Genomic DNA, 25,558 nt, shown 5'->3' with positions numbered 1-25,558 from the left:
ACCGCCGGCCCCTGCGATACGGCCTATTCGCGAGCCAGGGAGCCATTCTCGTCGGCCGGCAGACTGAATCCGAATATCGCTCCCCTGGGGCGGTTTGGCCACGCCTGCAATTTGCCGCCGTGGGCTTCCAGGATCGTGCGGCAGATCGACAGGCCCATGCCCATGCCTTCGGGCTTGGTCGTGTAGAACGCCTCGAAAAGTTCATTGGGATCGGCCGGCAGGCCAACGCCGACATCGTGCACGGTCACAAGCGCCTCACCCGCCGGGTTGACCGATGAACGTACCGTCAACTCGCGCGCATGCGCATCGATGCCGCGCATGGCTTCGATGGCATTGACGGCCAGGTTCAGGAACACCTGCTGAAGCTGAACCTTGTCGGCGGACACCATGGGCAGCGCCGGCAGCAGTTCGGTCCTGAGCATGACCCGGTGACGCGTCAGCTCGCCGGCCAGAAGCGGCAGTGTCTCGGCGATCATCGCGTTGAGGTCGATCCGTTGCGCCTGTGGTCCGGCCTTGCGCAACATCGCCCGCATGCCGACGATGACGTCGCGTGCGCGCTGACCCTGCTGGACGATGCTGTTGAGCGATTCCACGGCCTCTCCGACGTTAGGTGTCTCGCGTTTGAGCCAGCGAAGGGCGACGTTGGCTTCGATGGTCAGCGCGGCCACAGGCTGGCTCACTTCGTGAGCGATTGAGGCCGTCAACGCGCTGAGCGTCATGACGCGGCTGACGTGCGCCAGCTCGGCCTGGGCCCGTTGCAAGGCTTCGTCGGCTTCCCGGCGCTGCTCGCCCAGCCGGCTGTTCTCGATGGCGCTGGCCGCCTGGAACGCCAGCAGCTTGATGACCTCGATCCGTGCTGGCACGAACGCGCCTGGCGCCAGCCCGTTTTCCAGATAAAGCACGCCGGTCAGCTTGCCCTGGTTCAGCAACGGCAGGCACAGCATCGAGCGCGCGCGGCGCTGGCGTATGTACGGGTCGGCCGAAAAGGATGGCTGGGCCGCGGCATCGTCGATCACCACATGCTCGTGGCTCTCCAGCACGTGCCGGACGATGGACAGCGGTATCGCCGCGGCGTCGAGCGGCAGGTCGGTCAGCGTCACTGCAGTGGCGTCGTCGCGAACGGCAGCCTCGGCTGCCACGCGATGCTCCGTGCCGTGCGGCAGAATCAGCAGCCCGCGGGATGCCCCGGCGTGCGCGATGGCGGTGCGCATCAGCGTGGCCAGCAGCCGATCGAGGCGGGTTTCGCCGGACACCGCCTCGGAGATCGCCATGACCGTAGCCAGGTCCAGGTGCTGAAGCGGCGCGCCGATGGTGCCCATCAACGGCGTCGAAGCGGGAACCGCATTGGCGTCGGCTGCCAGGGCCGGATGCTGCCGGTCGAGCTGCCAGACCTTGGCGTCGGCGCCCCAGTGCAGGTATCCATGGCGAGCCTGTCGCAGATAGACCAGCGCCACGTTGTCGAGCCGCCGGCTGAGGTAGAAACGTGCCGCAAGCTCGTTGGCCAGCGCCTGCATGTGGATCAGGTCGCTGTCGCGTGCGGATCCGATGGCCGCTTCGAAGCCACGCATCGCGTCGATGTCGCGCCCTTCCAGCCTGGCGATTTCCGCCTCGACGAGCAGGGCCCGGTGCGCAAACGTGGCCGGACAGCGCCGGGCCCATTGGGCCAACTGCCGATGGTGGCTGGCCAGCACGGGAAGATGGAGGGCCAGATCGTCCGCGACGGCCGGATCGCAGCATGCCGCGCGCGCCAGCGCCGCGTAAAAGTGATATTCGGCCTGCTCGAAATAGGCGGGAGACGTCCACAACAGCGTGCGGGCCCGTTCGGCCGCTTCAAGCGCCTGCGCGGCTTCGCCGGCCAGATAGCGCGCCTGCAGCTTGCGGATCCAGTACCAGCACGCCGCAAGGCGCAGCCCCACGTCACTGTCCAGGCGCGCCTCGAACGCTGCCTCGCTGAAATCCCTCGTGTCGAACCTGCCGAACACGGGGGTCAGCCCGCGCAAGGTCCGCACGAGTTGGCGTTGCGCGACAAGGCGGTCCGCCACCAGCGCGAAGCGCGGTCCCCAGGCGAACACGCTACCGGTATCCGCTTCGTGCTGCACGCGCCCCAGCGGATCGCCAACCGCCAGCGCGTGGGTCATCAGGTTGCTGCGAATATAGGCGGCATAGGTCAGGTCGCCGATCTGCGCGGTCAACTCCAGCGCCTGGCGCAACAGGGCGCGTGCCACGCGCAGGGGTTGCGTCCAGTGCAGCAGGTTACCGCCCGCAACCTGGTACACGCGGGCGCGCATCCGCTCGACACCTTGCTGCTCGGCCACGGTCAGTGCCAGCCGCTGGAGCGCAAGGCCAGCCGTCCCGTCCGGTGACGCCGCCGTGCGCAGCATCGCCAGCCACGAATAGGCCAGGCACGATTCCTCGCTGTTGCCCAGCGAGATGCTCAGGTTGACCATGCGCAGGATGACAAGCGTGCGCAGGTGATCGTCGGTGTACCAGGCGGGCTGCAGCAGCGCCGTCAGCACACGCATCGTGGCAAGGCCGCCGGCGTCCGTCATGGGTGGCAACGTGCTGAGGCTGGCGATGTCCCGTCCGTCGAGCAGTCCTGTCAGCAGCGCCTCTTCCTGCGCCACGACCGAGGCAGCGGGCTGGGCGGTCCAGTCGATACCGGCGCGGCGCAGGTAGGCCAGGCCAACCGTCACGGCTTCGACGCGCCGGCCGCCCGTCAGCAGCAAGCCAAGCTGCAGTTGCGTGACGACCCCCAGCGCGGTCAGTGACGACGCGCGCGCGGCCAGCGCCGCCAGCCGAGGTTCGGCACTCACCGAATCCCCGGTCAGGAACTCGCATTCGGCCATATGCTGCGTCAGCGAAAACGCGAGGGCTTCGCATCGCGCAAAGGCGTCGTCGCCAAGCAACGAGAGCCCGGTCGAGAGATAGTGAAGTGCCGCGGTGTTGGCACAGGTGGACTTGGCGCGCAGCCCCGCGGCAAGGTTCAGTTCCGCGAGTCGGTCACGCTCGTCCTGCGTATCGATCTGGCTGGCCGCCCGGTTCCACTGGCCGACGATCGTAAAGGCGTTGGCATCGATCTCTTCCTTCGGTGTGCGGTCCAGCAGCAGACGGCCGAGATGCAGATGGAACGCCTGCCGCTCCGGCTCGGGAATGCGCGCGTACGCGGCTTCGAGGATGCGGTCGTGGCGGAAGCGCAGCACGTGATCCTTGCGTGAAATCAGGCCCGCATGCACGGCTTCGCGGATCGCCGGGTCGAGTTGGCCGGGCTCGCGCGTCCAGACGCGCGCCAGTGTTTCGACCGTGGTGTCGTTGCCCAGGCAGGCGAGGAGTTTCAGCGCCGCACGGGTGCTGGCGGAAAGGCGGCCAATTCGCCCGACCATCAGTGCCACGACATTGTCGGTAAAACCCTTTGCCGCGATCTGGTCAAGGTCCCAGGTCCAGCGCGCTGTGCTGTGGTCAAAGCGCAGCAGGCCTTCGGTTGCCAGTTCGCTCAGGAACTGCGTGGCGAAGAACGGGTTGCCAGCCGTCTTCTCCATCACCAGGCGCGCCAGCGGCGCACTGGCCGTGGCATCGCAGTGGAGTGTTTCGGCGACAAGCCGATGGAGGTCCGATGCATCGAGGCAGCCCAGTTCAATATGGGCCACGCTGGCGCCCTCCGCGCGCAAGGCCGCGACGCAGTGCGTGACCGTGTGGCCATCGTCCACTTCATGGCTGCGGTAGGCGCAGACCACCAGCAGGTGCGTCGTGGCCGGATCGGTCAACAACTGGTGCAGCAGCGCCGTGGTTTCATTGTCGAGCCACTGGATGTCGTCGAAGCACAGCGTCAGCGGCCCGGCGGCACGTGCCAGGGCCGCCGTGAGGCAATGCAAGGCGAGCCGGAGCCGTGGCCCGGCCTCACGCGACTGTGTGTCGGGCACCCAGGGTACCGGACCCAGCATCGTTTCGAGTTCGGGCAGCAACGATACAAGCAGCCCGGCGTTGGGCCCCAGGGCCTCGGTAATGACGGTGCGCCATGACGCCACGTCGGCCGGGTCTTGAGCCAGGCATTCCCGAAGCAGACCGCGCAGCGCCTGCGCAAGCGTGGCATAGGGCAGCCGCGCGCCGGCATCGGCGGGGCCCTCGGTCGATGCATCGGCCGGCGCATCCGACTTGCTGGTGGCGCAAAGGCCGCCACGCTCGGCGACGGTTCGCGCGAACGACTGCATGACCGACGTCTTGCCGACGCCCGAATGCCCCGACACCATCACGATTTCGCTGCGGCCCGTGGCGGCAACGCGGTCGAAGGTATCCACCAGCGTTGTCACGGTCTGCTCGCGGCCGTAGAGGTGTTCACCAAGCGCGAAAACGTCCGAATGGTCGCCCTGGCCAAGCGCGAACGGCGCGATGTCGCCTTGCGCCTGCAGTGTCTGGCGACAGTGCTGCAGGTCGCGCAGCAGGCCGGCCGCTGTCTGGTAGCGTTCCCCGGGCGCCTTTGCCAGGAGCTTCATGACCAGATCCGACAGGATCGCGGGCACGGTGGCCACGCGGCTGGCCGGTGGCGCCGGCGAGCGCGCCAGGTGGGCGTGGACCCAGTCAATGGGGCCGGAGCCCGCGAAGGGAAGTGCGCCGGTCAGCATCTGGTAGAACGTGATGCCGAGCGAATACAGGTCGCTGCGCGCGTCGATGGCCCGGTTCATCCGGCCGGTTTGCTCGGGTGCCATATAGGCAAGCGTGCCGCTGATTTCGCTGGGCTCCGGCAGCGGCTCGACGCCGCGCGACGCACGCGACGCGATGCCAAAGCCGATCAGCCACGCACAGGACCGGTCCGCCGCCACCAGGAAGTGGGCCGGCTTCAGGTCCTTGTGAATCAGGCCGCGCCGATGGAGCTTGCCGACGGTGCTGGCCATGGCCAGGGCGATATCGAGGAACGTCGTCGCGTCCATGGGCGCGCCGAGCATCGGGGCGAGGGGCTCGCCGCCCGGGTCGTCGAGCAGCAGCACGGCGGCATCGCGCTCGTGCAGCAAGGTCAGCGGCCGGGCGGCCCAGTCCGCTTCGATGTCGTCGCGCAGCGCGTATTCGTGGACAAGTCGGTCGAGCGTGGCGGGCGTACGATGCCCATCGGCGGCCCAGACGCCGAGCACGTGTGTCTTGCTGCCGTCCTCACGCAAGAGCCAGCCGCGCCCGAACCGGCGGTCGCCTGCATCCCACGTGGAATCGAAACCGAGACCGACACCGGCCCGGGGGAAATACATGGAAGACATCGCTATGCTGACGAAGGGGCGAAGGGAACACCCGAGGATTCAAGGGGGCGCTGCAGGGTGGCCAGATATTATCAAATCGCCGTGGGCGGCCAGGCGTATGATCTCGTCCGGAAGACCATCCGGCGACCCACTTGACCCTGGCGCATCACGCGTTCCAGCCCTTCCAGACAAGCATGCGATTTGAACTTCCCGAGGCCATCGGACGTATCTCCACCCGGATCAGGCGGGTAGCGCCGGCCGGGCTGCAAATATTGCGTCGCACGCTGGCCGGGCGAAGCCGGATGCTGCTGGCTGCGGCATTCGTCACGGTTCATCCGGCGTGGGCCGCCTACCCCGAGCAGCCGGTCACGATCATCGTGCCGTACCTGCCCGGCGGTCCGGCAGACCTTGTTGCGCGACCGCTGGGCGCCGGATTGCAGAAGCGGCTCGGGACGCCAGTGTTGCTGGAATACAAGCCGGGGGCAGGCGGACAGATCGCGCTGCGATATGTGCAGCGGGCCAGGAACGACGGCTATACGCTCGTGCTCGCACTTGCCGCCTATGCCATCGGGCCGCTCGTCAGCCAATCGGCCGGCTACGATCCCATCAAGGACTTCCAGCCGGTCTCGCTCGTCGCAAAGCAGCCGCTGGTGCTCTATGTCGGGCCGAATTCGCGGCTCCATTCGGTCGCCGACCTGATCGAGCGCGCGAAGTCGAATCCCGACAGGGTGACCGTGGCGTCGTCGGGATACGGCAATACCAGCCACCTGGCCATCGAGATGTTTTCGCAGGCGGCCGGAATCCGGGTGTTGCATGTCCCGTACCACGGGGGCGTTCAGTCCGTGGCCGCCGCCATGAGTGGCGATGTGGATGCCGTGTTCGCTGGTGCCGACAGTCTCAGATACGTCAATTCGGGAAAGCTGCGCGCGCTGGCCGTTGCCACCGATGCCCGGCTGGCCATTGCTCCCGAAACGCCCACCTTTGTCGAGGCCGGCGTACGCAACATGTTCGTCACCGGCTGGTATGGCGTTCTGGCGCCGAAAGGCACCCCCAGGGACAGGATCGAGACCCTCGACCTCGCTATCCGTCAGGTGCTCTCGGAACTGACGCTCAACGAGATGCTGGCCGGCTACGGTTTCAAGGTGCTGCATGCCGGCCCGGCGGACTTTCAGGCGTTCATCGAACAGGAGCTGGCACGGTGGAAGGGGCTGATCCTGGACCGGCACATCGTGCCCGACCAGATCGATATCCGCACGGACAGGCCCACGGGCGGCGCACGCAGGTAGCCGCGGGTGTCCTGGTTCGGCAGGCGGCGGCTATCGCCAGAGCCGGCCGAACCGGTCGTTCGCCCCCAGTTCCTGCTCCACCACATGCATGTGGTGGCGTCCGATGGCGAGTGCTTCGCGCAATTCCCGCAGCAGCTTCACGGATTCCAGTTCGTCCCGGTGGCGGTGCTGGCAGAGCCGGACAATCTCGATCTGCCGCCGCACCAGTTGCCGGCAGCGGGTGACGTGTCGACGAGCGGTAGCGAGCTCTTTGAGGATGGATGTGCGATGCTGCATGATGGCCTCTGCAATCCTAAAGGTAGGACGACTACCCTGCATCGGCAAGCGCTGACGATCTCCAGATACCGGCGCTTTCGCCCCCGGGGCTTCCCTTGTCGTTGCGGGCCGCCGTGCGCCCGCCGCCGGCTGCTTGTGTGCGGCGCCATATTCCTTCGCCCTGGGCGCTACAATGAGCCCGGATTATGCCTTCGGGTGCCTCGTCCGGCCGCTGCGACGAGTCTGGGTGGGAGGAATCATGGCGCGGAAAAAACTCAAGGAGAAGAAGGTGGGAAATCCGGCGGGCGTGGTAAAGAGTACGTTGCATTTCCCTGTCGTTGGCCTCGGAGCCTCCGCCGGCGGCCTCAGGGCCCTGCAGACGCTGTTCCAGCATGCCCCGGAACAGATGGGCATGGCCTTCGTCGTGGTGCTTCACCTGGCGCCGGACCTCGAAAGCCAGGCCGCGGCCCTGATTCAGCGTGCCACGACCATGCCGGTCAGCGAAGTCCGTACCACGACACCGCTTCAGGAGAATCACATTTATGTGGTGGCGCCGGGCACCCACCTTGAGATGTCCGATGGCTGTCTCAGGGTCTTGGAACAGCCGAATACCTTTGGGCGGCCCTTCGCGATCGATCATTTCTTCCGCACCCTCGCCGATGCCCACGAGCGGCGAGCCATCGGCATCGTGCTGTCCGGCTCCGGATCCGATGGCACCATCGGAATGGGCCGGATCCGCGAAGTCGGCGGCCTGACGCTGGCCCAGTCGCCGGACGACGCCGAGCATCCGGAGATGCCGCGCGCCGCCATCCACGCCGGCTGGGTCGATATCGTACTGCCGGCGGCCGCGATGCCGCAGCGGCTCATGGAGCTGTGGGAGAACGTCCAGCGCATCGAGCCGCAGGATGCGGTGCTTGAAGACGACGAAGGGCAGGAGCGCGGGCAGTCGCCCAGGACGAACGGGGAACGTGCGCTGTCCGAAATCCTGATGCATCTGCGTGTGCGCACGGGGCATGACTTCCGCTTCTACAAGCGCGCCACGGTGCTCCGTCGCATCGAGCGGCGCATGCAGTTCAATGGCCAGAGCGACCTGGCGGCGTACCGGGATTTCCTCCGGGCAACGCCGGACGAGGCCAGCGCATTGCTGGGCGACATGCTGATCGGGGTCACGCAGTTCTTCCGGGATAGCGAAGCCCTCGAGTTTCTCGAGCGGGAAATGATTCCGACGCTGTTCGACGGCAAGCTGGGCGATGACGACCAGGTGCGGGTGTGGGTGGCCGGCTGCGCCACGGGCGAGGAAGCGTATTCCATTTCGATCCTGCTGGCCCAGGCGCGCGAGACGGCGGCCTCGGCCCGGCCCATCCAGGTGTTTGCCACCGATATCGACGTGGCGGCCATCGGCCGGGCGCGCACGGGATCGTATCCGCTGTCCATCGCCAACGATGTGCCGCCCGCTCTCCTGCAGCGTTATTTCACCCGGGAAGGCGCGCACTATTCCATCAGCAAGGCGGTGCGCGAGCGCATCCTGTTCGCGCCGCACAGTCTGCTGCGCGATCCGCCGTTCTCGCACCTGGACCTGATCTCGTGTCGAAACGTGCTGATCTATCTGGAACGCGCGGTACAGCGGCAGATCCTGGAGCTCTTCCACTTCGCCCTGCGGCCGAACGGGCTGCTGTTCCTCGGGACGGCCGAATCCGCAGACGCTGCGGATGACCTGTTTGCGGTGGTGGACAAGAAGTGGCGGGTCTATCGCGCGCGCGCGGTATCGCAGCGCGCCAAGCCGCCGATTGGCTTCCCGGTGCTGACGCCCGCCGATACCAGCCTGGCGGAGGACCGGCCGGCCGTGGCCATGCCGCTGCGCACCACGAACAGTTCGCCCCAGCGCAGTTTCTCGCTGACGGAACTGCACCAGCGCGCGCTGGAGACGTATTCCCCGCCAAGCGTCATCATCGACCGCGAGTCGAACGTCGTTCACCTGTCCGACAATGCGGGCCGGTTCCTGAGGCATGTTGGCGGCGAACTGACCACGAACATCATGACGCTGGTGCTGCCCGAGCTGCGGCTCGACTTGCGCACGGCGATCTTCCGGGCGTTGCAGACCGGCACCAGCGTGGAGGCGCGCAAGGTCAAGTGGGATCACGACCCCGACGTGTCGTGGATCAGCATGACGGTGCGGCCGTTTCACGACAAGGTCGCCAATGCCGATTTCCTGCTGGTGGTCTTCGACGAGGTGGCCGGCCACATGACCGAAGAGGAACTGGCCGCCGCTTCCGGGCAGGATCCGGTCCTGGCGCAGCTCGAACTGGAACTGCAGCACAGCAGGGAGCAGCTGGCGACGATCATCGAACAGTACGAGACGTCGGTGGAGGAACTGAAGGCATCGAACGAAGAGTTGCAGGCGATCAATGAGGAGCTGCGTTCGACCAGCGAAGAACTCGAAAGCAGCAAGGAAGAACTGCAGTCGGTCAATGAAGAGCTGACCACGGCGAACGCCGAGATGCAGGCGCGGATCGAGGATACGGCCAAGGCCAACGACGACCTGCATAACATCATCGCTTCCAGCGAGATCGCCACCGTCTTTGTCGACAAGGAAATTCGGATCAAGCGGTTTACGCCGAACGCGACCGCCATTTTCAACCTGATCGACTCCGATCTTGGCCGGTCGCTGTTCCACATCACGCACACGCTGCGCTACCCGACCCTGGTCGACGACGTGAGGCAGTCGTTCCAGTCGCTGAGGCTGACCGAGCGGGAGATCCAGAGCGAGGCGGGGCGGTGGTATCTGATGCGGCTCCTGCCCTATCGCACGGCGGACGACCATATCGACGGGGCGGTGATCACGCTGATCGACGTGACGGATCGTCATCAGGCCGAGGAGGCCGCCCGCGCAGGGGCCCAACGACTGCGGCTGGTTGCGCAGTCCACCAAGGACTACGCAATCATTATCCAGGACCGCGAAGGGCTGATCGTCAGCTGGAACGCCGGCGCGGAACGGATTTTCGGCTATACGGAAGAAGAACTCATCGGCAAGAGCGTGGAGGCGATCTACGAGCCCAATGACCGGCAGACGTCGGTGCCCGCCCATGAGCGCGACACGGCCATGAAGGAGGGACGTGCTGACGACGAGCGGTGGTATCGCACGAAGGACGGCCGCCGGATCTACTGCAGCGGCGTGGTCACCCCCATCACGGATACGTCATTCAGCGGCTTCGCCAAGATTGTGCGCGACCTCACGACGCGCAAGCTCCATGAGGACGCGAGCCGCGATGCGCTGGCCAAGGAGCAGGCGGCGCGCGAGCAGGCGCTCAATGCCAGCCAGCTCAAGGACGAGTTCATTGCAGTGCTTTCGCATGAACTGAAACACCCGCTCAACCTGATCGGCGTGAAGGCGGAAATGCTTCCGCGACTGCCCGAGGTGCGCAATGTCGCCGCGGTGCGCGAAGCGGCCGGGGCCATTCGCCAGGCCGTGCGCAGCCAGGCGCAGATCATCGACGATCTGCTGGACCTTTCGCGCGTGCAGAAGGGCAAGCTGTCCCTGGACGTGTCCCGCGTCGACCTGTCGGCAATGCTGGCGGACATTGCCCGTGCCTGCGAGCAGGATGTCGGCGACCGCGGCATCACCATGCGCCTGGCGCTGCCGGATCGTCCGGCCATCGCCCTGGTGGACCGTGTGCGCTGCGAGCAGATCCTCTGGAACCTCGTTTCCAATGCACTGAAGTTCACGGAAGCGAATGGCCAGATCGATCTGCGGCTGTCACAGGAAGGCGGGATGCTGCGTATCGAGGTGAGCGACAACGGCCAGGGCATCGATGCGGCCCTGCTGCCGTACGTGTTCGACATGTACCGGCAAGGCGGTCGTGACAGGGCGAAGGGAGGACTGGGCATTGGCCTGGCGCTGGTGAAGCAGCTCGCCCGGATGCACGGTGGCAGGGTTACGGCCCAATCCGAAGGCCGCGGCCACGGTACGACCACGACGGTATGGCTGCCGGCCGCGCCTGCTGATACCGCCTCGGACCCGGAAGCCGCGGACAGCATCCAGAGCATCGCAGGCCTGCGGATTCTCCTGGTGGAAGGCGACCGGGACACGTCGGCCGCCCTCGCCGAACTCCTCGAACTGGAAGGGGCAACCGTAAGCGTGGCAACGTCCGGAGCCGAGACGCTGGAGAGACTGGCCGACGTTCCGATCGACGCGATCGTCTCGGATATCGGGCTGCCCGACATGGACGGCTACGCGCTCATGCGTACGATCCGGGAGGACGTGCGCTGGGCGAACATCTGGTCGGTGGCGCTGACCGGGCGCGATTACAAAGAGGATGCCAAAGCTGCCCGTGAAGCCGGGTACAACATGCATCTTGCCAAGCCGCTCGACTTCCAGGAATTGCTCGAGGCACTGGGCGATCTTCGGCCCCGTCAGGACAGCGTCAGGCCGGACTGAGGCGGCCCACAAGCCGTCCGCGCCCTTGCGGTGCCTCGGGTGCGGAACTTGCTTTTCCTGTCAAAAGGAAAAGCCATGCGCAGAGATATTGTTGTTGTAGCTGCATCCCGGGGCGCACTTCCGGTCCTCAAGACGCTCGTCGAAGGCCTGGCCAGAGACCTGGAACTCGTCATGCTTGTGGTGCTGCACATTGGACGGCATCGCAGCGTCCTGCCGGAACTGCTGTCGAAGTGGGGCTGCTTCCCGGCGCACCACCCGCAGCACGGCGAGGCAATTCAACACGGCAGAATTTACGTGGCGCCGCCGGATCGACACATGGTCGTCCGGGGCGACACCGTGTGCCTGCTGGAGACGGCACCGGAGAATTTCTGCCGGCCTGCCGCCGATCCGCTGTTCCGGTCGGCCAGTGCGCAGTACAAGGAGCGTGTGGTCGGCATTGTGATGAGCGGCGAACTCGACGACGGTGCGGCCGGGCTTGCCGCAATCGAGGCGCGCGGCGGCTATCGAATCGTCCAGGATCCGGACGATTGCGAGGCACCCTCGATGCCTCGCAGCGCGATCGCCGCAGCCGGTGCCGATGCCATTGTCGGGCAGGATGGCCTCGCCGGTGCGCTGCGGGCGGCCGTCAACGGGGCCGCACGGCAAAAGGAGTCAATCATGAGCAACCTGAAAGACCTGGATCGGGAGGAGCGGATCGGGGACAGCGGTGTTGCGGAACCTCGCGAGCTCGACGCCATTGCGGATCGCTCGGCACTGACTTGCCCCACATGTCACGGCGTGTTGTGGCGATTGCGGGACGATCGGCCGTTGCGATACCGCTGTCATACGGGCCACGCCTTCTCCGCGCTGTCGCTCGACGCCGCGAACGCCCAGGGGACCGCCGACGCAATCTGGGGGGCGCTTCGCGCCGTCCACGAACGGATCATATTCGCCCAGGAGCGGCAGCAATGGGCCAGGCGCGTGGGCAACCACGCCGATGTGGCGCTCGAACAGTCACGGATCGACGAGAACGAGAAACTCGCCGATCTGTTGCGTGCGGCCGCCGGCACGCACATGAGTTGAACGCGACACGCCTCAGCGGCATGGGGCCCGCGTCCAGGGCACGCTCGCTGCAGTCACGGCGCTTACTGCGCGATTGCTCTATTGCTGATAGGCCGGCGCGACGAATCCCGCAAAACGCTGCTGCGTCACGGCCTTGAAATCGGCGGAGCGGTACGCATCGCGAATGTCGGACACGAAGGGCTTGTTCAGGTCCTCGGTCCTGACAGCTACCAGGTTCATGTAGTAGTCGGGAATCTTTTCCAGCGCCAGTGACGACGTCAGCTTGAGCCCGGCCGCGAGCGCGAAGTTGCCATTCACGAAGGCGTAGTCCACGTCATCCAGCGAGCGCGGCAACTGGGCGGCCTCCAGCTGGATCAGCTTGAGTCTGTGCGGATTGCCATCGATGTCGCGCTCGCTTGCCCGCACGGCATCGGTGCCAGGCTTGAGCGTGACCCAGCCAATCTGCTGAAGGATGGCGATGGCGCGCGCCAGATTGGTCGGATCGTTGGGCAGCGATACGGTGGCACCGGGCTTCACTTCGCCCAGCGTCTTGTGCTTGTGGCTGTAAATGCCGATCGGCGCCGTGGGCACCTGGATCAGCGGCGACAGTTGCAGCTTGCGATCCGCCGAGAATTTCTTCAGATACACCACGTGCTGGAAGGCGTTGGCGTCGATGGCGCCGTCGGCCAGCGCGAGATTCGGCTGCACGTAGTCGCTGAACTCGACGATCGTCACCTTGTAGCCGCGCTTTTCCAGAATGGGCTTGATGCCGTAGCGTACCTGGTCTGCATAAGGGCCCGCCGTGGCGCCGAAGCGGATTTCCTTTCGGTCGGCGTCCGCGGCCTGCGATCCGTGCACGATACCGAACGCCAGCAACGCGGCGACCAGCTTGACCCCGGTCTTGATGAACATGTGGCTCCTTTTCTCTTGTGATTTCAGAACGGGCGGAACGCGGCGGCGGCATGCCGTTGGGGCAGCCGGTCGCCGCTGGAAAACAGCTTGTGCCGTAGCGAACCGTCGGCATACGCGGTCTTGTAACGGCCCCGATCCTGCAACGCGGGAACGACCAGGTCCACAAAATCCTCGTAGCTTTCGGGGGTCACGGTGCGGCTTAGGTTGAAGCCGTCGATGCCGGTCTCGTCGACCCATTCGGCAAGCGTGTCCGCAACCTGGGACGCGTCACCGACGATGGCCGGATAACGCCCGCCCAGTTCGAACAGGTCCAGCAGCTTGCGGCGCGTCCAGCCGTGCTGCGCGGCGGTGCGGGTTGCCGATTCGATGGCGTTGCCGCCGCCGTAGTCAACCGGATCGTCCAGGCCATAGCGGCCAAAGTCCACGCCGGTGCTGGCGGCAAAGTGGGCGAGCCCGGCTTCGCGGCTGGCGTAGTCGCGGTATTCCGCGTGTTTTTCGCGGGCTTCCGCCTCGGTGCGGCCGGTGACCACGGCCGCGCCCATGAATACCTTCACGTCGTCCGGATGGCGCCCGGCAGCCACAAGCTGCTCGCGCAACGCGCTCACCGTCTTGCGCGCCGCGTCCTTGCTGGGTGGCGAGATAAAGACGCATTCCGCATGGCGCGCCGCGAATCGCTGCCCCCGGCCGGAACTGCCGGCCTGGAACAGTACCGGCGTGCGCTGTGGCGATGGCTCGGACAGGTGGTAGCCGTCCACCTTGTAGTACCGGCCGTGGTGGCTCACCTTGCGTACCTTGGCCGGATCGGCGAACACGCGCGCGGCCTTGTCGCGCCGCACGGCGTCGTCCTGCCAGCTACCTTCCCAGAGCTTGTAGAGCACCTCCAGATATTCGTCGGCGCGGTCGTAGCGTTCGTCGTGGGCAAGCTGCGCGCCCAGGCCCATCGCGCGCGCGGCGCTGTCGAGGTAGCCCGTCACGATATTCCATCCCACGCGGCCGCGCGTGAGGTGGTCCAGCGTCGAGAACCGGCGCGCCAGCAGGTACGGCTGCTCGTACGTCAGGTTCACCGTGACGCCAAAGCCGAGATGCCGGGTGGCGGCGGCCATGGCCGGCACGATCAGCAGCGGGTCGTTCACCGGAAACTGCACCGATTCCTGCAGCGTCACATCGACGTTGTTGCGATAAACGTCGTACACGCCAACGATATCGGCGATGAACAGGCCGTCGAACAGGCCCCGTTCCAGCGTACGCGCCTGGTCGATCCAGTAATCGAGCGTGTTGTAGTCGGCCGACCGGTCTCGCGGGTGCGTCCACAGGCCGTGGTTGATATGCCCGACACAGTTCATGTCGAACGCATTGAGCAGGATGTGCCGCCGCTGCGAACCATCGTTCATCAGATGGCTCCATGCCGGGGCGGCAAGGTGTCGTTGAGGTGGAAGTTGCCGATGGCGTGGTACTTCCAGCGTACCGGGTCGTGCAGCGTGTGCGTACGGGCATTGCGCCAGAAGCGGTCCAGGCCCTGGTTGTCCAGGGTGGCCGATGTGCCGCCGAGCTCGAACAGCCGGGTGCCGGCAAGCAGCGACGCGGTGGTGGTCGATGCGCGTGCGGCAGCCACCGCCAGCGATGCCTGCGCCACGCTTTGCTCGTCGGGTGCCTCCTGGGCGGCATCGGTCGCACGGCCGGCCCGGCGCACCAGGGCTTCTGCGGCCCGCAGCCTGACCTGGACGTCGCCAACATGATGGATGGTCAACGGGTCCTGCGATGCACTGGCTACGCCGGCATCGATCCACGGCCGCGCGTGGTCGCGCACATACGGCAGCGTGGCGGCAAACGCGCCCCGGCCGATGCCCAGATCGATGGCCGCATGCAGCAGCTGGGCGAACGGGCCAATCGTCGTCGGCCGCTCGAACGATGCGAGGAAGGGCACCACCCAGTCGCCGTCGATCCGTACGTTGTCGAAGGAAACCGAGCCGCTGCCGGTCACGCGCTGGCCGAAGCCGTCCCAGTCGTCGGAGACGCTTACGCCCTCGGCCGTACGGGGGACGAAGGCCAGCCATGTCACGTCGCGGCCGTTTTCCTGGGTCACCACCAGCGTCGGAATCCAGTGCGCATACAGTGCGCCGGTGCAGTAGAACTTCTGCCCGTCCACCCGGAACCCGTCACCATCGCGCGTCAGCCGGGTGCGTCGCCTGAAGTCCTTGTGGCCGATCTCGGCCAGTGCATTGCCGAAGCGGTCGCCAGCCAGCGCGCGCTGGTAAAAGAAGGCCTGCTGGGCGGGCGTGCCGCCCACGCGCAATACCTCCAGCGCGTAGAAATGGTTCTGCGGGATCTGCCCGAGCGATCCGTCCGCCGCGGCGATGATGGCGATGACCTCCGCCAGCGTCACACTGGAAACCCCCGCGCCACCGTGCTCGCGGGGCACGGTGATGCCCCACAGGCCGCTGGCGCCGAAGGCTTCCAGTTCGTCCCACGGCAACAGGCGCTCGCGGTCTCGTCTGGCGGCGCCGGGCGCGAACTGCGCGGCCAGTCGGTGCGCGATCGCAATCGCCTCGGCATCGTTGGCGACGACATGGGGCGTGGCGGTGGGCGCGGCGGCCGGGCCCACCCGGCCATCGGCAGGGGGCGGAGTCAGTAGCAACGACATGTCAGTTCCAGGAATGCCGCTTGGGCAGCGCGTTGTTCAGGTGATAGTTGCCGATCAGATGCAGCTTCCAGCGCACCGGATCGTGCAGCGTGTGGGTGCGGGCATTGCGCCAGTGGCGGTCGAGGTTGTGCCTGGCCCGGGTGGCCGACGAACCGGCCAGCTCGAACAGCTTTTCGCTCGCATGCAGTGCAGCCTCGGTGGTCAGAACCTTGGCTTCGGCCACGGCAACCGACGCGCGGGCGCTCGATGCATCGGTGAGCGGCTGTGCGGCGATCTCGTCCAGCGTCAGCCCGGCTTCGCGCAGCACGGCGCGCGCGCCTTCGATCTCGATGGCCAGCCGGCCGACGTCTGCGATCAGATGGGGGTCATCGCTGGCGCGTGCCACGCCGGCATCGACCCAGGGCCGGGCGTGTTCGCGCACGAAGGCCACCGCATCGTCAAACGCCGCCTGGGCGATACCCAGGTCGATGGCGGCCTGGATCAGTTGGGAGTTGGGGCCATAGAGCCCGGGCTTGCCGGCAAGTTGCCAGAGCGGGATCACGTCGTCCGGCGCGATGGATACCTGGTCGAACACGACGGTGCCGCTGGCGGTGGTGCGCTGTCCGAAGGATGACCAGTCGTCGATCACGGTCAGGCCGGCGGCGTCGCGCGGCACCCAGACCTGCACTGGGCGGTCATCGTCGTCCAGCGCGCGCGTGGGCACCCGATGCGCGTATAACGCTCCCGTCGAGTAGTAACGCTTGCCGCTGAGCCGCAACCCCTGGGCGGTCCGCTGCAGGCGCGTGGTGCCGTCGAGCACGGTGCGGCTGCCCGCCGAGCGCCGCTCGGGGCCGGCATTGCCGAGCCGCTGGCCGGCCAGCACTTCGGCATAGATGCGTCGCTGCTGTGCCTCCGTCCCGGCTTCGCGCAGTACGCCGAGCAGGCCAAAGTGATTTTGTGGGATCTGCCCCAGCGACGCGTCGGCGGCGCTGATGATTGCGAAGACCTCGGCCAGCGTCGCGAACGATACGTCGGCGCCGCCATGGGCCCTGGGGACCGTGATGCCGCCCAGGCCGCTCTCGGACCACAGCTCCAGCTCGTCCCACGGCAGCACACGTTCCCGATCGCGGGCCGATGCGCCCTGTCGATAGACGCCGGCAAGCGTATGCGCGGCTTCGATGGCTTCGGCGTCGGTACGGATGCGGCGCACGCGGGACGGGTCGGGAAGGCGCGGTTCGCGCCGGCCGGTGGTGGCGGGCGCCACGGCGTGAATGTCGGAAAGGTCGGTCATGGCGTATCGAGGGAATGCAGGCGCACGGCTGGCGGACCGCCAGCGTGCGCGGCGCCACCAGCGGAAGGACGGCGGCGCGGCATGGTTCCGACACCATACTGCGGCAGGTCCGGCACACGAACGACGCGTTTTTTCTATCCAAACGCGACCGCAACGCATAAGGCCATGCGTATTCCTTCGATCGGCGGCGACGCAGCGCGCAGGGTGGCCGCCCTGGTGGCGATGCAACGCCCGCCGCGCTAGCCCTTGCGCCGGCGGCCTGGCGCATCCACGCGATACTGGCCGGGCCTGCCCTTCCAGGCGCAGCGGTCGCCACCGCCGCCCAGTTCGCAGGCCAGCGCCGACAGCGCCATGGTGGCCAGTATCAGCAGTCGGTGCAGCATGATGGCCTCGTTACTTGCGGTCGATGTCGAGCACAGCCTGCGCAAATGCCGTGGGCGCTTCCTGCGGCAGGTTGTGGCCGATGCCGCCCGTGATGTCGCGATGCTCGTATCGCCCCGTGAACTTGCTCTTGTAGGCGCTGGGCGCCGGGTGGGGCGCACCGTTTGCGTCACCCTCCATCGTGATGGTGGGCACGCTGATGGTGGGCCCCGTGGCGAGCTTCTTTTCGATGTCGTCGAACTTCGACTCGCCCTCGACCAGGCCCATGCGCCAGCGGTAGTTGTGGATCGTGATGGCCACGTGGTCGGCGTTGTCCAGCGACACGGCGCTGCGGGCGAACGTGGCGTCGTCGAACTTCCATTGCGGCGACGCAAGTTTCCAGATCAGCTTGGCAAAGTCATGGGTGTACTTCGTGTAGCCGGCCACGCCACGGTCCGTGGCGAAGTAGAACTGGTACCACCACTGCAGTTCGGCCTCGGGCGGCAGCGGCAGCTTGCCGGCAGCCTGGCTGCCGATCAGGTAGCCGCTCACCGAGACCAGGCCACGGCAGCGGTCGGGCCACAGCGCGGCCATGATGTCGGCGGTACGGGCGCCCCAGTCGAAACCGGCCACGACCGCGGTGCGGATCTTGAGCGCGTCCATCAGCGCGATCATGTCGACCGCGATGGCGGACGGCTGGCCGTTGCGCTTGGTCTCCGGCGACAGGAATGTGGTGGTGCCGTAGCCCCGCAGGTGCGGGATGATCACGCGGTAGCCGCGCTGTGCCAGCAGGGGCGCCACATCGACGAAGGCGTGGATGTCGTACGGCCAGCCGTGCAGCAGCAGGGCCACCGGGCCGTCCGCCGGGCCCAGTTCGGCATAGCCGACGTTGAGCACGCCGGCGTTGACCTGCCTGATGGTGGCAAACGACGTATGCGTGCCGGGCGTGACCGGCGCCAGCGGCGCGGCCTTCGACACGCCCGACTGCGCGTGCGCGGACCCCATCACGCCAAGCTGGGCGGCTGCCAGCGCCAGGCCCGCGGTGCCAAGAAAGTTGCGGCGCGGCAAATCGATGGTCTTGCTCATGTTTTCTCCTTTGCGTCGGACGCTAGCGCTTTACTTCGAGGGTGGGTGGTATGTCGCTTCGATCGGGCCCGGTGCCACTGGCAACAGCCCGTTGCCGAACGGCACGGTATGGGACGGTCGTTCAACGGACTGCCCCGGGCCGAAGGGTTGGCACGAGTCTACGGAGGCGCTGCAAGCCCCATGTGTCGATCTGCCCCGGTTTTGTATCGCAATGTATGCAGACCCGGGCGGCAAGGTATGCGGATACAAATCCACCGCCGGGCAGCGGAAGGGGCGTACCGCAGCCGATACGTCTTTGGTATGACTCCGGCATGCCGATGCGCTACGGCTGTCGGACCAACGGGCAATGCACACAGGGGCCGTGCATGCCTACCATGTGCTCACGGGGCACGCGGGCGTTGGCCCTGGGGAGAAAAATCATGGATCAAGCAAATGGGCTCGAACTGGTCCGGCTGCGCGCGGCCGCATCCGCGCTGAGCCAGGACGCCCGGCTGTGGCGCTGGTTTTCCGATCAGATGGAAGAGCACCGGCTGTGCTGCGAGCGCAACCGCGACTGGTGGCGCATCACCATAGCCGGCCGCGAGCTGGCTTGCGACCGCTCATTCGATGTCGCCGTGCGTACTGCGTACATGCTGAGCCGGGCGCTGGAGGCGCTGTAGTCGCGCTCGCGGACGGTCTGTTGGGACTTGTTGCGGCGCCAGCGCCACACTTCGTTTGCAATTTCATCGAAAGCGTCGATAATTCCGCTTCGCGTTGGGCGGGCCGACGCAGATACCGCGCCGTTTTCCGGCAATTTCATCGTATTTTTGTGCATCTTCAGGCATCTGGCCGAGGCACGGTCCGTCCTGCTGCGTCAGGCGCAGCGCCACGGGGACGCCCCCTGCAAGCCCCGGGCAGAACGTCCATGCATAGTGAGAACCACGATGAACAGCAGTGCCGCCTTGTTGCGGGAATCGACCGACGACGGTGTCGTACTGGTCGTCGATGACGACCTCGACGTGCGGCGCGCCCTGTCGGGGCTGTTCCGCTCGGTGGGGCTCGCCAGCGAGTCCTTTACCTCGGGCGAGGAACTGCTGGCCCACGAATTTCCGGACCAACCCACCTGCATCGTGCTCGACGTGCGCCTGCGCGGCGCCAGCGGGCTGGACCTGCAGGGGCATCTCAATCGCGCCGGCAAGAGCGCGTCGATCGTGTTCATCTCGGGCTACGGCGACGTCCCGATGACCGTGGCCGCCATGAAGGCGGGCGCGGTCAATTTCATCGCCAAGCCGTTCCGCGAACAGGATCTGCTCGATGCCGTCAACGAGGCATTGCAGCGCGACCGCGACCGCCGCCAGGCCAGCTCGCAGACCCAGCAGCTGCGCGAGCGCCTCGATACCCTGACCAGCCGGGAACGCGAAGTCATGAAGCTGCTGGTCCACGGCCTGATGAACAAGGAAGTGGCCGACGAACTCGGCATCAGCCAGGCCACCGTCAAGATCTACCGCGGGCAGGCCATGCGCAAGATGCAGGCGCGAACCTTTGCCGAGCTGATTCTCATGGCCCAGGCACTGGGCATGGTGACCCCCGGCACAGTCCCCGGCGGCGACGGCGGGCCGGACACCGACGCCGACTGACCGGCAAGCCATGCCGGCCAGCCGCAGTCAGGCGGGCTGCGCCGCGCCCATGATGCGCTGACCCAGCGCGATCCCCCATTTCACCAGGCGCCGGTCGGCCGGCAGCTGGTCCTGCTCCCATGCGGCCAGCGCCCGGTCGATACCGCCCGCACCGTCCCCGTCATCCACGGCACGCCCCTGCAGCGCCCGTGCCAGCGCCACCGCATTGGCCGCCGCCTTGCCGGCCCCGGCGCCGGTGTGCGGGCGCGCCACGAACGCCGCGTCGCCCAGCAGCACCGCGCGGCCAAACACCATGCGCGGGGCCTCGTAGTCGTGTATCAGCTGCAGGAACGGATCGGGCGTGGCGGTGACCAGCCCCGCCAGCGCGGGCGCCAGCACATCCAGCGCGCTCATCTGGAGGCTGCGTATCTCGGCGTCGCGCATGGCGCCGGGCGGCAAGGAATAGTTGTGGCGCTGACCCACGCGGTCGTGCAGCAGCGCATCGAGTTCCGGCCCCTGCGCGATCTTGCGATACCAGACCCAGTTCTGCCGCCGCTCGCCGGGCCGCACGCTGCCGTCTTCGCCCGGAATCCGGTACGACAGAAACTGGTGCGCCCGGCCGTCCTGAAACACGAAGCTGTCGCGCAGCAACTGCTCGCTGACGCTCAGTAGCGCCGCTTCGGGCAGAACGCCGCGCCACGCCGCATATCCGGCGTAGGTGGGCCGGGCACCGGGCAGCAGCTGTGCGCGCACCGCCGACAGGGGGCCGTCGGCGCCAATCAGCAGGTCGCCTTCTTCGGTGTGCCCCGACGCAAAGCGCGCCGTGACCCGGCTGCCATCCTGCTCGAAAGCAGTGAAGGTTTCGCCGGCACGCAGCGTGGCGGGGCCCACGGCGCGGCGCATGCGCAGGTAGAGGCCGTTCCAGGCGATCTGGGTCTGCGGCATGTAGGCACGCCGCTCCGCGCCGTTACGGTCCACGAACACGCGGTCGCGCGACGGCACGCCGAAATCGGCGCCCGGGTCGATCCCGGCAAAGTCCAGCGCGTCGATGACGCCTGGCTGCAGCACCAGACCGCCGCCACGGCTGTCCAGTTCCTGGGGAGAGCGCTCGAACACGACGACGTTCCAGCCGGCTGCCCGCAGGCAGACGGCGCTGAACAGGCCGCCAAGCGAGCCGCCGATAACGATGGCGCGGGGGCGTGGTGGGGTGGACATGGTTGGCTCCGGGTGGGATGGGGGATGGGTGTCAAGAAGCGGCTCAGGGCGCAATCAGCTTGCGCAGCCGCTCGCCGGCCAGCGGCATGTCGCGCAGGCGCTGGCCCGTGGCATCGAACAGTGCATTGCCGATGGCGCCGGCGGTCGGGCCCATGGCCGCTTCGGCCACGCCCAGGAACGGCGTGCCGGGGCGATCCACCAGGTGCACGCGAACCTGCGAGGGTACCGCGGAGAAGCGCAGGATCGGATAGCTGCCCCAGTCGAAGCTGCGCACGCCATTTGCGTCGAAGCGCAGTTGCTCGTAGAGCGTCCAGCTGGCCGATTGCAGAATGCCGCCCTCGATCTGGTTGCGCACTCCATCCGGATTGACGATCTGCCCGCAGTCCACCGCCACGTCGGCGCGTGTCAGCCGAACCTGGCCCGTATCGCGCTCCACGGCCACCTCGACCGCCATCGCCACGTAGGCCATCAGGTTCTTGTACTTGCCGAAGGCGAAACCCACGCCGTGTCCGGGCTTGCGCTGGCGGCGCGGCCATCCGAACCGCTGCGCCGCCAGGCGGATCACGTCGAGCGCGCGGGCATCGTCCATGTGGCGGATGCGGAATGCCACCGGGTCGGCGCCAGCCTCACGTGCCAGGTCGTCCATGAAGGTCTCGATGGTGAACACGTTCATGTGCGCACCCAGCGACCGCATGGCCGACGTGCGTAACGGCATGGTCGGCGAGAAGTTGTTGACGATGTGGCGCGCAGGCAGCCGGTAGAGCGGAATCGCGTTGCGGTCGCCGCCGCCCTCGGGTTGCATCATCGGCGTGGACGGCGCCGGCGTGAACGGCCGCGCCAGTTGCGTGGCAGGCAGCAGCCGGCCGGCGTTGACCACCCGTTCGTTGTGGGAACTGCTCCACAGCGCATAGTCCCAATCAACGATCGTGCCGTCGGCCGACAGCGATGCCTTGACGCGCGTGACCATGGCCGGCGTGAAGTGGTCCCACATGTGTTCCTGGTCGCGCATCCATTGCACGCGCACCGGACGCCCCGGCAGGGCGCGGGCCAACAGCGCCGCGTGCGCGGCCACGTCATCGGCGCCGTTGTGGCCATAGCATCCCGAGCCTTCCACGTGCACGCAGCGGACGGCATCCCTGGGCAGCGACAGCATCTCGGCCAGGCCGTCGCGCAGCGGGTAGACCCCCTGCGAATGGGTCCAGACCGTCAGCTTGCCGTCCTGCAGATGCCCCACGGCGCACGACGGGCCGATCGATCCGTGCATCAGGTAGCGTTTCGTGTAGGTAGCCTCCAGCGTCTTCGCCGCCGGCGGCATTGGCGCCCTGGCATCGGCAATCACGATGCGGTCGGTGGCGATCTGGCGCAACTGCGCCGCCACCTGGTCTGGCTGGGGCAGGGCGCGGCCCTTGCCCCAGCGGCACCCGGCCGACAGCGCGCGCTGGGCCAGCACCGCCTGCCATTCGCGCTGGGCCACCACGGCCAGCATGCTGCCGTCGCGCACGATGGCGATAAAGCCGGGCGTGGCCCGCGCGCCGGCTTCGTCCACGGCCAGCAGCGGCGCATCGTAGGCCGGCGGCAGGACCACGCGCGCATGCACCATGCCGGGCATCTTCAGGTCCTGCACGTAGCTGGGTCCACCGGTTACCTTGCCGGGAATATCCAGCCGCGGCATGGCGGTGCCGATCACCGTGAACGATGCCGGATCGCGCAGCGGCGACGTCGGCGTGGCCATCGTGTGCAGGTTCACATGCGGCAGCAGTTCGGCAAAGGTGACCGAGCGGCCATCGCGGGCCGCGATGCGCGCGTCGCGCGCGGTCAGCGTGGCCGGGTCCGCGCGCAGCACGCGCGCGGCGGCATCGGTCATCAGTCCGCGTACCTGGGCGGCGGCATTCAGCAGCGCGCTGCCGCTGTCGGCCATCGTATGGCTGCCGGCGGTCAGCCCTTCGTCGGGCAACCGCACGGTGTCGGCCGTCAGGAACGTGATGCGGCGCGGATCGATCTGCAGTTCCTCCGCGGCCACCTGCAGCAGCGCGGTGCGAATGCCGGTTCCCAGTTCGACCTTGCCCGTATGGACGGTGACCGCGTTGTCGGGTGCCACGCGGATCCAGGCGTCCAGATACGGGTTGGTCTTCAGGCTGCCGGGCAGTCTTTCGAGCCCCTTGGCGACGTGAATGGCTGCGCCTTCGTCGGCCAGCACCATCTGGGCCAGCGCCTGCCTGCCCGGCAGCAGCGAGAAGCCCACCAGCAGCGAGCCGGACACCATGAAGGCGCGCCGGCCGGGATTGGCCACGTTCGCGATGTCGTCCACGGGATCCATCATGCGGCCTCCGTGGCGGGTTTGATGCCAGCCTTGCCGGCATCCGCCACTGCGCGGATGGCTGCGAGGATGCGCATGTGCGTGCCGCAACGGCACAGGTTGGGCTCCATGTGCGCGCGGATCTCGGCGTCGTCCGGATGCGGGTTGCGATCGAGCAGCGCCTGGGCGCGCATGATCATGCCGGCGATGCAGTAGCCGCATTGCGCCGCCTGGTGATCGATGAAGGCCTGCTGCAGCGCGCCGGGCTTGCGCGCGGTGCCAAGGCCCTCGATGGTACGCACGGGACGCTTGCCAACCGCCGACACCGGCAGCAGGCACGAGAACGTGGGCTGGCCGTCGACGATCACGGTACAGGCGCCGCACTGGCCCAGGCCGCAGCCGAATTTCGCGCCGTTGAGCCCCAGGTCTTCGCGCAAGGCATAGAGCAGCGGCGTGGCGGGATCGATGTCGAGGGAATGGGTGGTGCCGTTGACGGTGAGCTGGATCATTGCGGGGCGTCTCCCTTGCGGATATCGGTAACGGCCTGCGCAACGCCGTTCCACGGCGGCAGGCGGGAATAGGTGGCCCGCAGATAGACGGCCAGGTCGGCGATCTGGCGATCGTCCAGGGCCTGGTGGAACGCGGGCATGAAATGCAGGGCGTCCTCGCCTTCCCATGGCACGCCTTGCAGGATCATCTGGATGGTGTTGCGCGGCGTGGCGGCATGGATGGCGCTGCTGGTGGCCAGGCTGGGCCGGTCGCCGAACCGCTGCATCGGCGACCGATCGCCGTGGCACGACGCACACGCGCCGGCAAACAGCACCTGCCCACGCTGGACGGCCTGCGTATCGACGGGTGCGTTGCCGGCACTGGCCTGCCGGGGGGCGGGTTTGCGCAGGTCCAGCAGATAGGCGGCGATGGCTTCGGCATCGGCCTGCGGCACGGTTCCCAGTTCCCGCGTCACGGGCAGCATCGGCCCTGCCGCGGCGCCGTGCGCCGACGAGACGCCGGTGCGCAGGTAGGTCACCAGTTCGGGCGCCGTCCACGGCACGGGGCCATGCGCCAGCGCGGCCAGCGACGGTGCCTCCCAGCCGTCGATCACGCCGCCTTCGAACGCCTGGCTCCATTTCTCCCCGCCGATCAGGTTCAGCGGCGTGTGGCACGCGGCACAGTGGCCGGGGCCGTCAACCAGGTATCGTCCGCGGTTCCATTGCGCGCTGCGCGAGGTGTCGGGCGCCTGCGGGCCGGGCCGCAGGAACAGCACGTTCCAGAACGCCACCAGCGGGCGGAAGTTCAGCGGGAACACCAGGGCGTTGGCCGGCGTGCGGGCCTGCACAGGATCGCGCCGCATCAGGTACGCGTAAGCCGCCGCGATGTCGTCGTCCGACATGCGCGTGAAGTGGATATACGGAAAGGCCGGATAGAGCTGATGTCCATCGCGGGCGATACCACGGCGCATGGCACGCGTGAATGCCTCGGGCGACCAGTTGCCGATGCCCGTCTCGGGGTCGGGCGTGATGTTGGTGGAGTAGATCGTGCCGAACGGCGTGGCCAGCGGCAGGCCGCCCGCAAACGGCTTGCCGCCCTTCGCCGTGTGGCATACCGCGCAATCGCCCTGCGCCACCACCTGGGCGCCGCGCAGCACGCGTTGCCGGTCGAACGATGCCGGAGCTGGCGGCGCCACCGGGGCGATGGCCGGCTCCCACATCAGGTACGCGGCCAGTGCGACGGCCAGCATGGCGGCAATGAGAAGGATGGATAACCATCGGCGTGGCAACGGCATCTGGGGGCTCCCGTGGATTCCTGTGTCTTGTTGACAGGCATCGTAGAAGTCAGGGGAGGTTGGCTTCAATTGGCGCGTGGTCGTTGACGCGCTAAACGAAGGTATGAGATGGGAGCCGGCAGGTGTGTGGTGGCGGGCGGGATGGCCGGCGCCCCCCCGCCGTG

At 67.3% G+C, this 25,558-nt stretch carries 17 protein-coding genes; 5 read left to right on the top strand and 12 right to left on the bottom strand.

The annotated features are described in order from the left end of the window. Nucleotides 1–23 precede the first annotated feature (23 nt). A complete protein-coding gene (locus BLQ58_RS09215) occupies nt 24–5,231 on the bottom strand; it encodes a trifunctional serine/threonine-protein kinase/ATP-binding protein/sensor histidine kinase (protein ID WP_092596837.1) in 5,208 nt (1,735 codons plus the stop codon). Nucleotides 5,232–5,371: 140 nt separating this feature from the next. Between BLQ58_RS09215 and BLQ58_RS09210 the strand changes: the two genes are divergently transcribed. Then, a complete protein-coding gene (locus tag BLQ58_RS09210) occupies nt 5,372–6,505 on the top strand; it encodes a Bug family tripartite tricarboxylate transporter substrate binding protein (protein ID WP_254775866.1) in 1,134 nt (377 codons plus the stop codon). A 30-nt stretch (nt 6,506–6,535) separates the two neighbouring features. On the opposite strand, the gene BLQ58_RS09205 is transcribed toward BLQ58_RS09210, so the two are convergent. Continuing rightward, on the bottom strand, nt 6,536–6,781 hold the full coding sequence (locus BLQ58_RS09205) for a hypothetical protein (protein ID WP_139186083.1): 246 nt from the start codon (nt 6,779–6,781) through the stop codon (nt 6,536–6,538). A gap of 238 nt (nt 6,782–7,019) precedes the next feature. Here BLQ58_RS09205 and BLQ58_RS09200 point away from each other — a divergent pair, with 238 nt between their 5' ends. Beyond that, complete coding sequence (locus BLQ58_RS09200) at nt 7,020–11,195, top strand: CheR family methyltransferase (RefSeq protein ID WP_092596828.1); 4,176 nt, start codon at nt 7,020–7,022, stop codon at nt 11,193–11,195. 75 nt (nt 11,196–11,270) lie between these two features. Then, nucleotides 11,271–12,257: a chemotaxis protein CheB gene (locus BLQ58_RS09195; RefSeq protein WP_092596825.1), complete on the top strand. Its 987-nt coding sequence runs from the start codon at nt 11,271–11,273 to the stop codon at nt 12,255–12,257. Nucleotides 12,258–12,335: 78 nt separating this feature from the next. Here the strand turns inward: BLQ58_RS09195 and BLQ58_RS09190 are convergent, their stop codons facing one another. The 6 genes from BLQ58_RS09190 to BLQ58_RS09170 all read right to left on the bottom strand — a co-directional run bounded on the left by BLQ58_RS09190 (nt 12,336) and on the right by BLQ58_RS09170 (nt 18,505). Next, the gene (locus BLQ58_RS09190; protein ID WP_092596822.1) at nt 12,336–13,148 is read right to left on the bottom strand and encodes a MetQ/NlpA family ABC transporter substrate-binding protein; all 813 of its coding nucleotides are present in this window, start codon (nt 13,146–13,148) and stop codon (nt 12,336–12,338) included. A 23-nt stretch (nt 13,149–13,171) separates the two neighbouring features. After that, nucleotides 13,172–14,539 carry an LLM class flavin-dependent oxidoreductase gene (locus tag BLQ58_RS09185; RefSeq protein WP_092596819.1) on the bottom strand — a complete coding sequence of 456 codons (1,368 nt, stop codon included), beginning with the start codon at nt 14,537–14,539 and terminating at the stop codon, nt 13,172–13,174. Next, nucleotides 14,539–15,789, bottom strand: a complete 1,251-nt coding sequence (locus BLQ58_RS09180; protein ID WP_092596816.1) for an SfnB family sulfur acquisition oxidoreductase — start codon at nt 15,787–15,789, stop codon at nt 14,539–14,541. Before BLQ58_RS09180 ends, BLQ58_RS09185 begins: the two co-directional genes overlap by 1 nt. Nucleotide 15,790: 1 nt before the next feature. Continuing rightward, nucleotides 15,791–17,059: an SfnB family sulfur acquisition oxidoreductase gene (locus tag BLQ58_RS09175; RefSeq protein WP_092596813.1), complete on the bottom strand. Its 1,269-nt coding sequence runs from the start codon at nt 17,057–17,059 to the stop codon at nt 15,791–15,793. 239 nt (nt 17,060–17,298) lie between these two features. Continuing rightward, nucleotides 17,299–17,442: a MarR family transcriptional regulator gene (locus BLQ58_RS28745; RefSeq protein ID WP_254775865.1), complete on the bottom strand. Its 144-nt coding sequence runs from the start codon at nt 17,440–17,442 to the stop codon at nt 17,299–17,301. A gap of 10 nt (nt 17,443–17,452) precedes the next feature. Continuing rightward, nucleotides 17,453–18,505 carry an alpha/beta fold hydrolase gene (locus BLQ58_RS09170; protein WP_092596811.1) on the bottom strand — a complete coding sequence of 351 codons (1,053 nt, stop codon included), beginning with the start codon at nt 18,503–18,505 and terminating at the stop codon, nt 17,453–17,455. 419 nt (nt 18,506–18,924) lie between these two features. On the opposite strand from BLQ58_RS09170, the gene BLQ58_RS09165 reads away from it, so the two are divergent. After that, the gene (locus BLQ58_RS09165) at nt 18,925–19,164 is read left to right on the top strand and encodes a hypothetical protein (protein WP_092596808.1); all 240 of its coding nucleotides are present in this window, start codon (nt 18,925–18,927) and stop codon (nt 19,162–19,164) included. Between the two features lie 264 nt (nt 19,165–19,428). After that, nucleotides 19,429–20,121, top strand: coding sequence for a response regulator transcription factor (locus BLQ58_RS09160; protein WP_092596805.1), 693 nt, complete (start codon nt 19,429–19,431; stop codon nt 20,119–20,121). Nucleotides 20,122–20,148: 27 nt separating this feature from the next. Here BLQ58_RS09160 and BLQ58_RS09155 read toward each other — a convergent pair whose 3' ends face one another. The 4 genes from BLQ58_RS09155 to BLQ58_RS09140 are packed head-to-tail and all read right to left on the bottom strand — an operon-like array spanning nt 20,149 to nt 25,394. Further along, nucleotides 20,149–21,315 (bottom strand): FAD binding domain-containing protein, encoded by a 1,167-nt coding sequence (locus BLQ58_RS09155; RefSeq protein ID WP_092596803.1) that lies wholly within the window; start codon nt 21,313–21,315, stop codon nt 20,149–20,151. A gap of 43 nt (nt 21,316–21,358) precedes the next feature. Continuing rightward, nucleotides 21,359–23,632: a xanthine dehydrogenase family protein molybdopterin-binding subunit gene (locus tag BLQ58_RS09150; RefSeq protein WP_092596800.1), complete on the bottom strand. Its 2,274-nt coding sequence runs from the start codon at nt 23,630–23,632 to the stop codon at nt 21,359–21,361. Beyond that, on the bottom strand, nt 23,632–24,120 hold the full coding sequence (locus tag BLQ58_RS09145; RefSeq protein WP_092596797.1) for a (2Fe-2S)-binding protein: 489 nt from the start codon (nt 24,118–24,120) through the stop codon (nt 23,632–23,634). The genes BLQ58_RS09150 and BLQ58_RS09145 overlap by 1 nt, the downstream gene beginning before the upstream one ends. Then, entirely contained in the window at nt 24,117–25,394 is a 1,278-nt protein-coding gene (locus BLQ58_RS09140) for a cytochrome c (protein WP_092596794.1), read from the bottom strand. The genes BLQ58_RS09145 and BLQ58_RS09140 overlap by 4 nt, the downstream gene beginning before the upstream one ends. Nucleotides 25,395–25,558 lie beyond the last annotated feature (164 nt).

The sequence above is a fragment of the Ralstonia sp. 25mfcol4.1 genome, assembly GCF_900104095.1.
GTDB lineage: Bacteria > Pseudomonadota > Gammaproteobacteria > Burkholderiales > Burkholderiaceae > Cupriavidus.
This window is presented reverse-complemented; position numbering and strand designations above follow the sequence as displayed.